The sequence below is a fragment of the Labilibacter marinus genome (genome assembly GCF_001659685.2).
In the GTDB taxonomy this organism is placed as follows: Bacteria; Bacteroidota; Bacteroidia; order Bacteroidales; family Marinilabiliaceae; genus Saccharicrinis; species Saccharicrinis marinus.
On the sequence record NZ_LXYE02000009.1, the window covers coordinates 92,855 to 109,440 of the forward strand.

The window sequence follows — 16,586 nt, forward strand, 5'->3', positions numbered from 1 at the left end:
GAGTATAGAAAAAAGTGGGAGCCTTGTGGCTTGAGCAAGAAAATAGATTGTTTTATAGAAAAGATGCCTTTAATATTTAAAAAGAAATTTACCTGATTTACAACTTAATTATCAAAAAATAACACAATCATTATGAGGACTTTAAAATTCAATAGAAACATATTCATCATTGCTGCTGCTTTAATGCTTAGCTCCTTATCGTATGCCCAGGTGTATGTAGAAGTAAATATGGATGTTAACCATCAGGTAGGTGGCAATACCAGTTTTGATCGTTCTAAATGGATGGTGGTATCATCATCACAATCCTCTGGAGTATGGAGCGATGTAATGGACAAACTCGATTATATAGTCAATGATTTAGATACTTATTTTGGTAGAGAAACAGGACACATTAAAACAGCTTCTAAAAAAGTAAATGAAGACCCAAATCGTACAGGTTATGCTGACACTACACATATAAAGTCCTTGGGTGATGCAGATATTATTAAGTACAGTAATAAAACTGATCGTTTTCAATATGAAAAGGGTGATTTTATTGTGGCCAATCAACAGTTGCCTTTGTTTCCTAATGGTAATAATGCAACCAACGGAGGGTGGTTTTATTCTTCGGCCGATACGCCTACGGAACCATTTGGAACTGCGTCTGGTGAATTTTGTGCCCATTATTTCAATCATTATTATGGTGATGGAGGAACAAGTGGATTTCCGTTTCCTACCTATTTTGAAATTATGAATGAGCCTATTTGGCACTTTGTAGATGCTGATCATGATGGTGGAGGAACGGTAGAGCAGGTGTTTAAATTTCATCAAACCGTGGCGGATATAATTCATGAAAAAGTACCTGGACTTCAAGTAGGGGGTTATGGTGCAGCCTTTCCAGATTTGGATAAAGGTGGCGATTTAAAACAGTGGGATGAAAGATGGAGACGCTTTATTGAAGAATATGGTTCATCATTCGACTTTTATACTTTACACTTATATGATAAACCCATTTGGTATGGGAAAGAAGTATACCGTAAAGGAGGAAGAAACGAGGCTACCTTTGATTTAATTGAGCATTTTAATGAGCTTACATATGGAAGGGTAAAACCATTGCTTATCACCGAATACGGTACACAACTTTGGGGGCTTACAGATGAAGAAAGACTATGGCGACCTTATAATGATTGGGCCAGAATTAAAGCATTTAACGCTATGTTAATGCAGTTTTTAGAGCGTCCAAACACCATTCTTCGTGCTTTACCATTTGCCGTTCCTAAAGGAGAATGGGGCTATGATTCGGCAAAGGATATTCCATATAGATGTCGTTTGTTACGAAAGGCCAATGAACCCGAAGAGTATAGTGGCGACTGGGTATGGACAGAATATATCAAATTCTACGAATTATGGTCGGATGTTAAAGGTTTACGTTTGGATACCTACGCAGATAATCTAGATTTTCAGGTGGATGCATATGTGGATGGAAACAATGTGTTTGTAGTCATGAATAATATTGAAAACGTCAGCAAGGAATTTGATCTGAACTTAAAGGGTTTCGGGGATAATGAATTAGAGTCCGTTGAAGTGAAAAGGTTGTATTTTTCCACGGATCAAAAAGTAGTTTTGGATGTTGAATCATTGAATAGTTTTGATGGTGTAAAGCAACTAAAAGGGGATGAAACGATTATTGCAAAATACACTTATAAAAACCCTTTAAAAGTTGATCAAACATCTAGGGAAACTAAATATTATGCTTCTACCTATAAACAAGCTATTGTTGCGGAATCACCCGTTTCTTTTACCTTTAATAATATAAAAAAGAGTGTAAATGGGGAGGCTGTTTTACGTTTGGGTTTAGCTAGAAATATCAATAGTAATCATTTTCCTAAGAAGATCAAGATAAATGGAAAAGGTATTAAGCTACCTGAGAATTACCGAGGAGATATTCAAACGGATAGAGATAATTTCTTTGGAATGTTGGAGGTTCAAATTCCTTATTTTTTATTACAAGAAGGTATTAACGCAGTAGAGGTTATTTTTAGTGATACGGATGGGTTTATTAGCAGCAGTGCCATTCAAGTTTTAGAATTTTCTAGAGCCATAAATAGACCTTTGGATACAAGCGTTCCTGATTATATTCAAGGAAACGGAAAACAAAATAAAAGCACTAAAATATACCCAGTTCCAGTTAAGAATAAATTGACGATTGAAGGAGATGTACAGTCATGGAAAGTGATTTCTATGGCAGGAGATGTTTTATTAAGTGGGGTTGATAAAGAGATTCAGCTAGGACATCTTTCAACGGGTTCTTATCTAATTCAATTAGATGATTTAGAAACCAAGATTTTTACAAAACAATAAGTCTATTAGATACAGAGAATGCATAATCCTCATTAATAGGATTTATGTATTTTCTGTTTCCTTCGGCATCAGAAAGTGCCCAAAATATTGCTTACTATTTTCCATTAAACATGTTTATATTTTCTATACAAATAAAATACCCCGTGTTATATAGATAAATCTCCCTGATTAATTATTGCAACTTTTATCAAATTTGAAATATCGATAAACTTTCCATTAATACGGGGATGCTTATCATCAGGAAGTAACTTTTATTCCTGCAGTTTTAAAATATCGGAAATGTAATCGAAAAAAAAATAAGCTTTTCGGAAACGTTTCCGATATTTTGTTTCCACGCCAAATGTAGTTTTCAAATTCGAACATCCATAAGCTTTCCTGAAACAACAAAAACAAATTTAATAAGTGTCAAGAAGTCATAAGTATTTGATGATAGATTGATAAAAAGAAAATGACGAGTTATATTGTAAAAAACAAACATATGAAATTTAATCTCCTTTATAGTACTGCATTATTTTTATTGGTGTGTGCTGCGTGTTCTGATAAGGCGTCTCAAAAGCCAGAAGACAACTCTCCGTTTCCATATAATGTGACAGAGGAAACCGCAAATAAAAAGATGAGTGTGGCAATGCAACGTAGTTTTAATAATTACAGTGCTATACATCCACACGATAATGAGTTATATACCAAATTTAAATACACCAAGCTAAAAGGGTTCGATTACGATGATGAATCAGGTAAGGTAAGTCGTCGCGATCCTTCAAAAGTGATTTATGAAAACGGGAAATACTATGTATGGTATACTTACCGCAATACCGCAGTTCCGCCAATAGGTATGAATCGTGCTGATGAAGCTAATGATACAATTCCTTCTTCCGATTGGGATTTGGCTGAAATTTGGTATGCTACCAGTGAGGACGGATTTACTTGGCAGGAGCAAGGTTTAGCAGTGCCTCGACCACCCAAACCTCATGTAGGATGGAGAGCTGTAACAACCACCGATATATTAAAATGGAAAGGCAAGTATTATTTATACTATCAAGGATTTTTGGAGGCCAGTGGTAAAAAAGGAGATTACTGTCCTGTAGCGGTTTCATATGCGGATTCACCTGATGGCCCTTGGACTGCTACTAATGAAATAGTTATTCCTACTGGTTCAGAAGGTGCTTGGGATCAATACGCTATTCACGATCCTTACCCACTGGTTCATGACGGAAAGATTTATTTATACTATAAGTCAGCATTCAACAGGCCGGGTAATGTATGGGTAGCAGGAGGTTTAGCTATTGCAGATAACCCATTAGGGCCGTTTGAAAAATACCCATTAAACCCAGTATTAAACTCAGGACATGAATTAACGCTTTTTCCATTTAAAGAAGGTGTTGCAGCCATTATTGCTAAGGATGGGAATGAGCACTTTACAGTTCAGTATGCACAGGACTGGGTGAATTTTGAAATAGCCTCAATTCTTTCATTAGTTCCTGCCGCATCGGCACCTTATGTACCTGATGCTTTTACTGATACCAAAGACGGACAGGGGATTAGTTGGGGATTATGCCACTTTATTAACTTAGGAGAAAGAGGTAAGAAATATTCTATATTATCGAGGTTTGATTGTGATTTAAGTAGAAATGTAAATGATCATGAAATGAAAGAAGCCAGAGCGCTCATAAGCCCAGAGGAATATTTTAGGCATGGCTTAAGTAAAAAACAACGCGAAAGAATTAAGCAGGAAAATCAGCAGTAATTATTCTCTACTGTTATTTATTCTCCCACTAAAGGAGTTAGATAAAGTATTTACGGTTGTAAGTAATTGAAATGCAGAAATGTTAGATATTTAAGTGTTAGTCCTGTCCTGAAAAGACAGGACTAGCATGTTTTACTAGATTTTAAGTATTGTGTTTAAGTAGAATACGCTTTGGTATTTGATAACTATTTAATAGTCCTAAACGTTAGGTTGATATATTCTTTCGTTTTTTTCTTAGGCTTAGCTAGCTGATGAACCCAAAAGTGCTGCATTTCGCCTTTGGTAACAAGAATACTTCCGTGCGTTAAGTTAAGATCGAAACTACCTTTTTTAGATCTATGACGGAACTGAAATTTACGTGTGGCTCCGAAGTTTACATATACAACTGTTGGATCTTGCCCAAGCTCATTACCCGCATCCGTGTACCAATAAATAGAATCCTTTTCGTTACGAAATTGGTTTAAAATAACATTATTAAATTCATCATCTAGCAAGGATTTAATTTTTTGTTTTATAGCCAATATACTTTCAGTCCAGGCATGCGGAGTAATCATTTTTCCATCATAAGAATATGAGGTTTTCGTATCACCATATATAGCTTCAAGTCTTGGAGAGATGGTCTCCTTACCATACATGGTCTTCGATTCCTGCTTCCATTCAATATTAGTCAGTAAATCATCTAATAAATCATTTCCTTCTATCTTACTGAAAAATTTAGGGATATAAAGATATTCTCCATTGTTTACGCTTACCCACTTTTGTTGTTCTTCCATATAAATAGATGATGTTAATTTGCTTTTTGACCTAGTGATTTATGAATGAATTATCCATTTTCCGCAAAGGTATTGATATTTTAATGCGGTCAAATATATACAGTGGATAATGTCAAGTTTATCGGAATGAAATCATCTTTCTATTATTCGGTTTATAGTTTTGAGGTGGAATATTCATAGTTTACAGAATGACCATGATAGGCGTAGAGATTATAGTTACTATCTGTTTTCTGTGATGGCGAATTGAGGTATGAATGATATAACTTGATTAAGTGGATTTATTAAAAAAACTTCCCACATATTACTGTAGGAAGCTATTAAGAATAGATATTGTTAATAAACGTATGTTCTATAGGAGGTTCTTAACCTTTTATAAATTTGCCTATATAATCATTGATTTTAATTAGATAGAAGCCTTCTGATAGCTGACTTACATCAACCCAATCCTTGTCTAAATTTCCTTTTGAAACAACTTTTCCACCAGTATCACTGATAACATATTTTTGATTGTAGGCCATATCTACCACAAATAGTTTGTCATTAACTACAGGGTTGGGGTAAACCTGCATGGGTTTTGTTTTAGGATTAATAACTGAAATATCCGTATTAATGGTTATTGTAATAGTATCAGATTGACCAAGTGCTGTAACAACAATTCGTGCCTGCCCTGCTTGAAGTGCTGTTACCTTACCTGTTTCTGATACTATTGCAAAATCTTCATCTAACGATTTCCAACTCGGTGTTATACTTGATATTCCAAGAGGATATATGGTTGAATTTAATTGATGTTTATCATTTACCTTCATTTCTATTTCTTTAGGAGCTATAATAATGCTATCAACCTGTCCGATAGTACTACTCTCAATAAGCCCAGTGTACACTCCAGATGATTCAACTGCACACCATACCCTGTTTGGGTTGCCTGTATCAAAGGTTATATCTCCAATCATCATACTACCTCTTCCTTCGTTAAATTTGGTCCAGGTATTTTTATAATCTAATCCTCCTCCTGTTATAGAGAAAAACGTACCTGCATCAACTTTGCTGTTGCTTGAAGTTTCTCTGGTAACTACTACAATTATATCTTCATTTACAGGACTTGTGCGTACATGTGAGGTAAAAGGATGATCAAATACTTTTGTCCAGTCGCTTAGTTGGTAGCTGCCATCAGCTTTGTATTCAGCCTTCCAAACACCACCTTCACCCCAGTCGGCAACAGCACCTTCGCCACCTCCCGAAATATAAATGGCACTAGCCACACCATCTTCAAGATGCAAATGCACATCCCACACCGATTTTATGGTTGCAGGAATAGTCATCTTCGTCCAGTTTTGACTACCATTTTTCGAACGAAATAAACCTCCATCTACCCACCCAGAAGAACCTGCTGGAGCACGATATCGTCTAACAGCAGCATATAAACATGCTTCATTAGAAGGATCCATTACCAGCGCTTTTACAGTGGCACTATTGTTACCAACGGTAACATATGAAGAATTTCTTCCACCGGCTGTTATAGGTAAACCATTGTTTAAACAAGTCCAACTGGCACCTTCATTAGTGGATTTATAAATACCCTTTTGTGGTTCAGGGTTATAAATTCTTGTTTGCCCCATTGGGCGATTATCACTATCAATTACCTCGGCAATGGCATACATCGTTTTGCCATCCGACGCAATGGTTAAATCGCTCCAGTAAATACATTTCATTTCCGGTACATTTAATACATCAGGAACCTCAATAGGTTCTCCCATGGTTACATGTGTATCATTACCATTTGTGCATTTTCTTATTTCTCCTGTTCGTTGAGACATATAATAGAACACCTCTGTATTAGTAGGGTGACTGGCCATGGTTATGGGTGTATTTAAAGGCTGACCAGGAGCCCAGGTTGGTCCAATGTCAACAAGCATTGGAATTCTTTTAACGCCAACTATACCTGGGAATTCAGGGTGTACTTGTTGAGTTGATTTAAATGCAGAAGCTTCGTATTGCATCACAAACATCTCACCTGGGTGATGAATATCTGGCATAACTCCATATGCACCTGTATCATTGTTACCGTGACCATAGAATAAATCACCCTCCTGCGTGTTATCTACACTGATCCAGGAATCATCTTCCGTATTGTATTTATAGGTGTGGTATCCCTTAACAGCCGAAACATAAACAGTACCATCGGCCGAAATAGCCATGGAGCGTACACCTCGATTTTCATATTTCACAAAATCAGGCACTTTATGATCGGCAACACCTAGTTCTACATTTCTATTAGTACGCCCGTTCTGGCTGGTCTGCCAGTAGGCATCTTCTCCATATCCAGTACCAATCCTGAAAGCAGCAAACCAATTGCTACCCCCGTTGTTAGTGGCCCAAACACAACTAACCGTTGGTTTTGTAATAGATCCTCCCCAAATAGATAAATATACTTTGTTGGCATCGGTTGGGTCGCATAAAACACCTGAATAATCCTGAATGAACGATGTAGGAATAGTGACAGTGCTTTCTTCACCATTGGTATAACCAAACCACGACTTAAGCATATACTTAAAGTAGTTTTTATTGATATTTAATTGAGCCAGGTTAATGTTTAAACCACTGTTCATACTTGTCCATCCGCTCGATATTGATGCTGTTTCAGGAGTATTTGTTTTAAGTAAATCACCTGTTGAAAGTAAATTTGTACCATTTACTTCATATTCTGTTTGTTGTAAAGCGTATATCGTTAATGTGCTATTGTCCCAATTATAATCTGCTTTGGTGCAACCTACTACTATTTTAACCCAAGCGCTACTATTATTACTTTTGCGATAAACACCGGTAGATGTAGCTGCAAAAAGCATATCAGGATATGTAGTTGAATTTGGGTGACATATAATGTCAAATACCGCAGTAGAGGCGTCCATTCCAGTTCCGGAAATAGCTTCAATGGTACGAGTACTCTCCGTAATATTAGTAATTTTCCAAACTTTAGGCTGGTTTATATCAATATCGTTTAAAGGGTTTGTATTTACACCGGTGCGTAGATATTTATTATCTAACCCGTTTGCGACATACCATGTTCCAGCTTCAGTAGGATGAGCTTTAGCGGTATACCAAACTGAGTTTGGCTCTGAACCAGATGAATAGGAGGTAATTTTATTAAAATTATATCCACCATCTGTACTTAGGTAGATGTTTTTTTTATTTAAACTTAATACAATGTTATTGTTTTTGTGGTCACTTACAATGCATTCATCGCTTAAGGTATTACGTTGTGTCCATACTGCATCTGCAGGTATAGTGCTTTCCCAATGTTTACCTCCATCAATAGTAATATAATCGTTACCCATATCCGGGGTAACCCATAGTTTTAAAGGATCCACTGCATCTGTATAAATAGCCCTGTTACTGCCAGCCATTCCTGGAGCCATCTGTCTCCAATGTCCTGATACGTCCATTCCGTAATTTGGAATGTCATTAGTATTAGTTTGTCCTTCCGCTTGAAATGCTTGTAATAACAAAACAAGCATTATCATCCTCCATAATACTGATTGATTTTTTTGCATGGTATAAATTTTTCACTTAAAGCAGCTAACTCACATGGTATAAAATAACCGTTTTTATGTGTTTAAAAGCTCTAAATTGTGTGATTTGTATAATTTTTTGGTTTTTGAAAGAATTTCGGAAACGTTTCCGAAAAGTCTATTTTTTTTTCGAAATATATTCTTAACAATAAGAAGGAGGGTAGGTGTTACGATTTTTAGTAGATTATATTTCGGTTTAATAACATAAACTAAATCAAATATTGATATAAATATTGGAATTGGAGAGGGAGGTATTTTATAATGAGGAGTGGTGTTTTAATGTATAGACTTTTTAGAGTGCTTTAATATTAGATAGGTGATGTAACTTTGTGTCTCATAATTGAATATGTCCAATAATGAGGAAGGATTTTGCAAGTTTAAAAATGGATGCTTCATTTATAAAAAAAAAGGCCACCTCAAACAAGGTAGCCTTCAATTTCAATAAAAAACTAAATCTAAATTTACAATGATATTTTTGTTGTAGTTTCACCTACTTTAACGATATAAATTCCCTTAGCTAATGATAATGGAATTTGTACTGATGATCCATTAATAGAACCAGCTTCAACCACAGTTCCACTTAAGTTAAATATTTCAAATGTTTTGGCGCTTGCATCTTTAATGTTTAAAGTGCTTCCTGTAACATAAACAGAACCCGTTTCAACGATACTTTTGTTGATGTCAGTAGCTTGTGAAACTGTAATGTAGCCGTTTGCAAAAACATTCCCATTTGCAGTATTCCCAGATGCTGTTCCATACCAAACTCTTGTCTGAATAAATTGTGTTGAAGTTCCAGCTACGGCTAATGGAAAATCATTAGGGATTGTAAATGTGTAATCAATTGTACCAGCGGTTATATCACCTGTTCCATCAGGTCCTCCGAGTGCGATATCTCTTTTTTGATTTGTTAATCCACCGCTCCAGCTAGTTGCATAGTGCATGACAGCTACCTCAACAGAATATACGGGTTCTCCTGTGTTTTCATGGGTTGTTTCAAAAGTGCCAGTAACTTTAAATGTCGATCCTTGTTCCATAGCACCAAGATTGGCTTGGTTGTTGTAGTTAAGGCTAGCCTGTGACATAGCCCCAATACAAGCCATAAATAAAAGTGATAATAAGTAAATCTTTTTCATAAAATATAATTTTAAAAGTTTTAAATGTACAATACCATCATAGGTTAATAGGTGGTATTGCGTTTTGTCATTTTAAAATTGCAACTATTTAATTGCTCTATAGGGGGAGCGTTTTAGAATATTTGGTGGTAAAAATAAAGAGGTGGTGAAATGGTGGTTGTAAAATATGTTATTATTCTTGATTCTGTTAGCTTGCTATAACTATTTTCTAAGATCAGAAAAATCACTATTTAATATTTGATATTATTTATTCATTATTACTGACGAGTGGTAAAATTTATTATATTTAAACTACATTGATATTTTACCCCCTGACTAAGCTGTGGCGTTTTTAACTTGCTGTATCTGATTTTATTAATTTTGGCCTTGCATAATTTACATTAAAGCGTATGATTCATCGATTTCTAGTTTTTGGTTTCTTATTATTTTTATTTCCGTTTGCAAATGCTCAATATTATAGTGTAAATACTATCAACACTAAAAATGGTTTATCTCAGAATGATGTTACCTGTATTTTGCAAGACTCCTTCGGTTTTATGTGGTTTGGTACTCACGACGGGCTTAATCGCTTTGATGGAAAGACTTTTAAAAAATATCATAAAGGTAAAAATGGATTAAGCAGTGGTATTGTACAAAAAATAGTTGAGGATAAAAACCATAATCTTTGGATTGGTACAACCGATGGAGGTATTTGTAGGTTAAATTTAAAAACAGGAAAAATAGAAGAGTGTTTTTCGAAGGATTCAGAAACTAATGCTTTAATAGATCATGTAATAAACGATATAGTTTGTGATGACGAAGGAACTATTTGGTATGTTACCAATAATGGAGTTGGGAGTATTCGCTTGATAGGGGATAAATACATTGTCGGTGAATTGTCCAATCCCAGCAAAATAAAATACCCATCAGCTAAATTTGTTAAGGATGAAAGAGGTCAGATATGGGTATTTGCTATTTCTATTGGAGGAAGGATTGAGAATAATCAATTTATAAAAGAGTTTGGTTATAAAGGAGTATCATACAGAGAGTTTTTGGAGTATTCGGGTCAATATATATTTGCAACATCAGGAACCTTATGGTTTGGGAAGAATTTTAAAAGATACAATCAAGGAAAAATTATAGGTACATTTTCTGGAGAACAAACAAGAGAGATTGAATTGGATTATGACGGAAACCTATGGGTAGGAACAAGAAAAGGTTTATACAAATATAAATATGATAACGCTGATAAAACCTTTGTTCTAGATCAGAAATTTGAAAAGGAAAAAGTAACATTTGGGCTATACGACAAAGATGTAAGGAGTATATATGTAGATCGAACAGGTATTATTTATATTGGTACTTATGGGCATGGAGTTAAAAAGCTTAATCCTAAAGGTAAAAAATTTAGGCATTACTTATCTGATCCTCAGCGCAAAGTAGCTAAGATAAGAAGTGTTTATCAGGATAGTAAAAATGATATCTATATTGGTAGTCACGAAGGTCAGATGTTTGTTATTAATGAAGATGCTTTAAATAAGGATAAAATAGCATTTAAGGATTCATTTAATATTGATGTAGGCGCTATTTGCATTGGCGAAATTAAGTCTGAAAATAATAAACAATCGGTAATTGTAGGAGGTGAGTATTATAACGCATTAACTATAGTGGGTGGCGATCAAATAGAATTACCTAATATAGGCAATAATGTTTTTACCATATATCAAGGAAAAAATGGTTTGGTATGGATAGGAACCTATGGTGCTGGATTGTATAGATTTGATCCTTCAGGAAAACTGCCTTTAAAAAACTTCACTCCAACAGAAAGTGAAAATTCGATATCCTCTAATATTATTAGAACAGCTTGTGAAGATGTTGAAGGTAGGATTTGGATTGGTACAGATAATGGGGTGAATATTCTGGAAGAGGACGAACAATATAAAGAAAATCCATCTTTTATCAACATAAAGCATAATCCTGAAGACCCCAAGAGTATTAGTCATGATTATATAATTTCTATCATTCAAACCAAAAATAATGATATATGGTTGGGGACTATGGGAGAAGGTTTAAATAAATTAACCAAATATAGTCGTGAGGGAAAAGCGGAATTTGAATCCTATAAAGTTGAGCAGGGATTAATCAATAATGTTATCAGAGCTATTGTTGAAGATGATGCAGGCAACCTTTGGATATCTTCCAATAGAGGTATTTCAAAGTTAAATCCATCTACAAATGATGTAACCAACTTTGATGTTGAAAATGGATTGCAGGATTATGAGTTTAGTGATTTGGCAGGTTGTAAATTAAATAGCGGTATGTTATTATTTGGTGGTGTAAATGGTGTAAATGCTTTTTACCCTATGGAAATAAAAACAGATTGGAGTGATGCGCTCCCTGTATTTACTAGTTTTTCCATATTAAATAATCAAATAAATGTAGGTGATACTTTAGATAATCGAGTAGTTTTAAGTCAAGATATTAACTTAACCGATGAAGTTAATATTGATTATCAAAACAATAGTTTTTCTATACAATTTGCTTCTCTGCATTATGCACAAGCTAATAAAAATAAGTGCAAGTATATATTAGAAGGGTTTGATATGAATTGGACTGAGGAGCTATCAGGAGGTCAGGCAAAATATACCAATCTTCGTCCAGGAAAATATCAGTTTAAACTCATGGCCGCCAATGGCGATGGAGTATGGAATGAAGAAGTAAAATCATTAACCATTGTTATTAATCCTCCTTTATTATTAACCAATTGGATGTTTGGAGTATATGCCGTCATAATTGTGTTATTACTGTTATTCTTCAGAAAGTTTTCCATAATAGGAATTAAGCGTAAACATGAGTTAACCATTACAGAATTAGAGAAGGAAAAAGAACATGAATTGAATCAAATGAAAATTCAGTTCTTTATGAATATTTCGCACGAATTTAAAACGCCACTTACCTTAATTGTAAATCCATTGGAGCAATTGTTGGGTAAAGGTGTTTCGTATTCTCAGGATAAGCTCAAAAACTATCATGAGGTGATGTATAGAAATGCCAAAATGTTGATGCGCTTAATCAATCAGTTAATGGAGTTTAGAAAGATTGAGTTGGGAATGATTAAACTGAATTTACGTGAAGTCGATATTAAAGAGTTTCTATCTAAACTACACGAATCCTTTTCTACCATGGCTTCGCAAAAGGATATAAAATTTAATCTTGTTTATCATGGTATGATCGAAAAGCTTTGGGTTGATCCAGATAAGTTGGAGAAAGTGTTGAATAATGTATTATCGAATGCCTTTAAATACACACCTGAAGAAGGAGAGATAAGTCTGGAGTTAATTGATGATACCAGTGATTTTGTAACGGTTATCATATCTGATAATGGAGAAGGAATTCCAGCAGATGCGCAAGCCGATATATTTGATAGATATTATCGTGTTAGTCCAGAAAAATCTACGGTAGGAACTGGAATAGGCTTGTCATATACTAAGAGCTTAATTGAACTTATGCAAGGTGAGATTAAGTTTAAAAGTAAGATGAATGAAGGTACTGTGTTTTTCATAAAACTGCCTAAAGATAAATCAAAGTTTAAGGAGTCTTCACTAATGTCTAAGGACTTAATTACAGATGATTTTTCGGTAAAAAACGTAGATTTAAGTCTATTACAAAATAATACTTTTACCGATGAAGATAAGATGCATAATAACCAACTACCTACCATTTTAATTGTGGAAGATAATAAGGATTTATGTATTATATTAAGTGATGCATTGGTAGATAATTTTAATGTGCAAATTGCCAATGATGGTAAAGAAGGAATTGAAAAAAGCCTTGAGTTAGTTCCCGACTTAATTATTACAGACGTGTCGATGCCAATAATGGATGGTATTGAGATGACATCTAAATTAAAGAAAACTGTAGAAACATCGCATATTCCTATTGTAATGCTTACTGCACATGCCTCGGAATCGGATCAGATGAAAGGGCTGAAAACAGGAGCTGATATTTACATATCAAAACCGTTTAATATTAATGTACTTACCGTACAGATGGTTTCTTTACTTAAAAATAGACAGGCACTAAGGTCTAAATTTCAAAATGTAATTGACCTTCAACCGTCTGATGTAAGCCCGACTAACAAGGATGAAGAGTTTTTACAACAAGTAATGTCTATTGTTGAAGAAAATATTTCTAATGCTGATTTTACAGTTCAGGAGTTGGCAAAAAAATGTGGCTTTTCGCAAGTTACCTTAAACAGTAAATTAGATGCACTTACTGGTAAAAAAGCGAAACGATTTATCCGTTCCATTAGGGTTAAAAGGGCTTGTCAATTGTTACTGCAAGGTGATTTATCTGTTTCAGAAGTAACCTATGATGTAGGTTTTAATGATCTGAGATATTTTAGAGAATGTTTTACCTCAGAAACAGGATACTTACCATCTGAGTATAAAAGTAAGCAGGAAGAATCAGAATAGAATAATAGTACAATAGATGTTATTATTACTTAGTATAATATAAGTATAACAGGGGGTAAAAAGACTATTTAAAAACTAAAGTGGTTGATTATTAGATGATTGTTTGAGGGGGTGTATGTATGGCGGGTGTAAAAATAGCCACCATGAAAAAGTATTTTATACCCTATGCAATAGCTTGCTGTCAAGTATATTTGATAAAAATTACTGAAGGAAAGTTATAAAACAATCATATTAACAATAATTACCCCATGTTAAAAAACATTCTATTATCTGTTATTGTTCTCGCTACAGCTATTTCTTGTGTGCAAACAAAAACGGAAACAAAAGATCAAGGAGGATTTCCCTTTATTTTGCCAAAAGAAAAACCAGCGCGCGAATTGAGTGCGGCTATGGAAAGGATTTATACTGATTATGTATCACCACAACCACAGGATAATGAGTTATTCAGTCAGTTTAAGTATTCCGAATTAAAGGGCTTTGATTATAATAATTATGATGGAACTATATCTAGAAGAGATCCATCCAAAACTTTATTCCATAACGGTAAATATTACATTTGGTATACCTATAGAAATACCCCAACTCCACCACAAGGAGCAGATAAGTGTAATGATACAATTCCTTCGGCAGATTGGGATTTATCCGAAATCTGGTATGCAACTTCCACCGACGGTTTTAATTGGGAAGAACAAGGCGTTGCCATTGAAAGACCAGAAAAACCTAATGTAGGTTGGCGTTCTGTAACCACTACAGATATTTTAAAATGGAAAGGAAAGTATTATTTATACTATCAAGGTTTTATGCAAGCCAGTGGTAAGAGAGGCGATGACTGCCCTGTGGCAGTTTCTTATGCGGATTCACCAGATGGTCCTTGGACCCCTTATAACAAAATAGTAATTGCAAATGGTGCAGAAGGTGAGTGGGATCAATACTCTATTCATGACCCATACCCGCTAGTACATGATGGTAAAATATATATTTATTATAAATCGGATTTTGGAGAAAAACCACATTTGGTACGTATGCAAGGTTTAGCTATTGCAGATGATCCATTAGGTCCATTTACTAAACATCCTTTAAATCCATTGATTACATCCGGACACGAAACATCGCTATTTCCCTTTAAAGAAGGGGTTGCAGCTTTAGTCTATAAGGACGGACCCGAACATAATACCATTCAATACGCTAAAGACTGGGTGAATTTTGAGATAGCTTCTATTACGGAGCTGATGCCATACGCTGCAGCTCCTTATGTGCCAGATGCGTTTGATGATACAAAAGATGGTAGAGGTATTACATGGGGAATGGCTCATTTTATCAATGTAAATAGCGACTGGGATAGGTTTTGTTCTAAATTGGTGCGTTTCGACTGCGATTTAAGTCAAGATGTTCACGATCCAGAAATGAAAGCCCACAGAGTGGTTCATAAAACAGATGTTTATTATCGTCAGGGCTTAAGTGAAAAACAAAGACAAAGAATTAATCAAAAAAATACTCAGTTACTTAAAGTGAGTAGCTTAAAATAGGAGAGAACTGTAATATTGGTTTTGGAAAACAATTGGAGTTTTAATGGTAAATGCTCAGGAAGGATATTATTCTTTTCTGAGCATTTTTTATTTCATAGCTTACTTTATCTTTGGGTTCTTAATAAAAATTATACATGTCTACATTAAGTTACGATGAACCTGTTTTTCGTCCACCTGCAGAAGCCGCTTCTGTAATTCTTCAAGCGACCATTGGTTGTGCATGGAACAATTGCGCCTTTTGCGAAATGTATAAATCGAAGAAATTTAAAACACGTAGTCTGCAAGATCTTAAAGAAGAGATTAAGGTTCTTTCTTTGATTTATAAAGGAACGAAAAAAGTATTTTTGGCTGATGGTAATGCGATGGTGCTTTCTGCATCTAAATTGCTTCCAATTTTAGCTGAGATAAATAATAATTTCGGTAAGATTCAACGCATATCATCTTATGCTCTACCAAAAGATATTTTATCAAAGTCAGTTGTTGAGTTAAAGGAGTTAAGAAACCTGGGTTTAAAATTATTATATATAGGTATAGAAAGTGGAGATAATGAGTTACTCAAACTACTGAATAAAGGAGAAACGTTTCAATCTACGAAAGAAGGGATTTTAAGGGCTCATGAAGCAGGAATAGACACTTCTGTTATGATATTAAATGGACTGGGAGGCGTGGAAGGTTCAAAACAACATGCCATGCGTTCTGCGCAATTGGTCAATGCATTAAATCCAAAGTTTTTATCAACTCTAAACTTAAGTTTCCCTTATGGGTTAGAGCATTTTAAAAAACGTTATAATGCAACATTTACTCCCTTAAGTGTTTTAGAAATACTAGAAGAAATGAAACTGTTTATCTCAGAATTAAGTGTGACAGGAACGATTTATCGAAGCGATCATGTTTCTAACCAGCTAATTTTAAAGGGTAATTTGCCCAGGGATAAAAAGCGAATATTGCTTCAAATAGAGGAAGCTATAAACGCTATGCCAAGCAATATTTATCCGAACGAACCAATGATGTTATAAACCACGAGAGGCCGTCTTAAAAAAGACAGCCTCT

At 34.8% G+C, this 16,586-nt stretch carries 8 protein-coding genes; 5 read left to right on the forward strand and 3 right to left on the reverse strand.

Going from position 1 to position 16,586, the window contains the following annotated elements; translation table 11 throughout:
• The first annotated feature begins 132 nt into the window (after positions 1-132).
• Both A8L32_RS03895 and A8L32_RS03900 read left to right on the forward strand, forming a co-directional pair.
• Positions 133-2,340, forward strand: coding sequence for a hypothetical protein (locus tag A8L32_RS03895; RefSeq protein ID WP_075590103.1), 2,208 nt, complete (start codon positions 133-135; stop codon positions 2,338-2,340).
• Positions 2,341-2,818: 478 nt separating this feature from the next.
• On the forward strand, positions 2,819-4,084 hold the full coding sequence (locus A8L32_RS03900) for a glycoside hydrolase family 117 protein (RefSeq protein ID WP_075590181.1): 1,266 nt from the start codon (positions 2,819-2,821) through the stop codon (positions 4,082-4,084).
• A 185-nt stretch (positions 4,085-4,269) separates the two neighbouring features.
• On the opposite strand, the gene A8L32_RS03905 is transcribed toward A8L32_RS03900, so the two are convergent.
• The 3 genes from A8L32_RS03905 to A8L32_RS03915 form a co-directional block, all read right to left on the reverse strand.
• A complete protein-coding gene (locus A8L32_RS03905) occupies positions 4,270-4,857 on the reverse strand; it encodes an alpha-ketoglutarate-dependent dioxygenase AlkB family protein (protein ID WP_075590104.1) in 588 nt (195 codons plus the stop codon).
• A 362-nt stretch (positions 4,858-5,219) separates the two neighbouring features.
• Positions 5,220-8,405: an Ig-like domain-containing protein gene (locus A8L32_RS03910; RefSeq protein WP_075590105.1), complete on the reverse strand. Its 3,186-nt coding sequence runs from the start codon at positions 8,403-8,405 to the stop codon at positions 5,220-5,222.
• Positions 8,406-8,884: 479 nt separating this feature from the next.
• Positions 8,885-9,556, reverse strand: a complete 672-nt coding sequence (locus A8L32_RS03915) for a T9SS type A sorting domain-containing protein (RefSeq protein WP_075590106.1) — start codon at positions 9,554-9,556, stop codon at positions 8,885-8,887.
• A gap of 389 nt (positions 9,557-9,945) precedes the next feature.
• Here A8L32_RS03915 and A8L32_RS03920 point away from each other — a divergent pair, with 389 nt between their 5' ends.
• The 3 genes from A8L32_RS03920 (at position 9,946) to A8L32_RS03930 (ending at position 16,552) form a co-directional block, all read left to right on the forward strand.
• Positions 9,946-14,010 carry a hybrid sensor histidine kinase/response regulator transcription factor gene (locus tag A8L32_RS03920; RefSeq protein WP_075590107.1) on the forward strand — a complete coding sequence of 1,355 codons (4,065 nt, stop codon included), beginning with the start codon at positions 9,946-9,948 and terminating at the stop codon, positions 14,008-14,010.
• Positions 14,011-14,258: 248 nt separating this feature from the next.
• The gene (locus A8L32_RS03925; RefSeq protein WP_075590108.1) at positions 14,259-15,536 is read left to right on the forward strand and encodes a glycoside hydrolase family 117 protein; all 1,278 of its coding nucleotides are present in this window, start codon (positions 14,259-14,261) and stop codon (positions 15,534-15,536) included.
• A 134-nt stretch (positions 15,537-15,670) separates the two neighbouring features.
• A complete protein-coding gene (locus tag A8L32_RS03930; protein WP_075590109.1) occupies positions 15,671-16,552 on the forward strand; it encodes a radical SAM protein in 882 nt (293 codons plus the stop codon).
• Positions 16,553-16,586: the final 34 nt, after the last annotated feature.

Excerpts from the sequence above, each read along its gene's own strand:
- A8L32_RS03895 (WP_075590103.1), top strand. The coding sequence starts at position 133 with ATGAGGACTTTAAAATTCAATAGAAACATATTCATCATTGCTGCTGCT.
- A8L32_RS03900 (WP_075590181.1), top strand. The coding sequence starts at position 2,819 with ATGAAATTTAATCTCCTTTATAGTACTGCATTATTTTTATTGGTGTGT.
- A8L32_RS03905 (WP_075590104.1), bottom strand. The coding sequence starts at position 4,857 with ATGGAAGAACAACAAAAGTGGGTAAGCGTAAACAATGGAGAATATCTT.
- A8L32_RS03910 (WP_075590105.1), bottom strand. The coding sequence starts at position 8,405 with ATGCAAAAAAATCAATCAGTATTATGGAGGATGATAATGCTTGTTTTG.
- A8L32_RS03915 (WP_075590106.1), bottom strand. The coding sequence starts at position 9,556 with ATGAAAAAGATTTACTTATTATCACTTTTATTTATGGCTTGTATTGGG.
- A8L32_RS03920 (WP_075590107.1), top strand. The coding sequence starts at position 9,946 with ATGATTCATCGATTTCTAGTTTTTGGTTTCTTATTATTTTTATTTCCG.
- A8L32_RS03925 (WP_075590108.1), top strand. The coding sequence starts at position 14,259 with ATGTTAAAAAACATTCTATTATCTGTTATTGTTCTCGCTACAGCTATT.
- A8L32_RS03930 (WP_075590109.1), top strand. The coding sequence starts at position 15,671 with ATGTCTACATTAAGTTACGATGAACCTGTTTTTCGTCCACCTGCAGAA.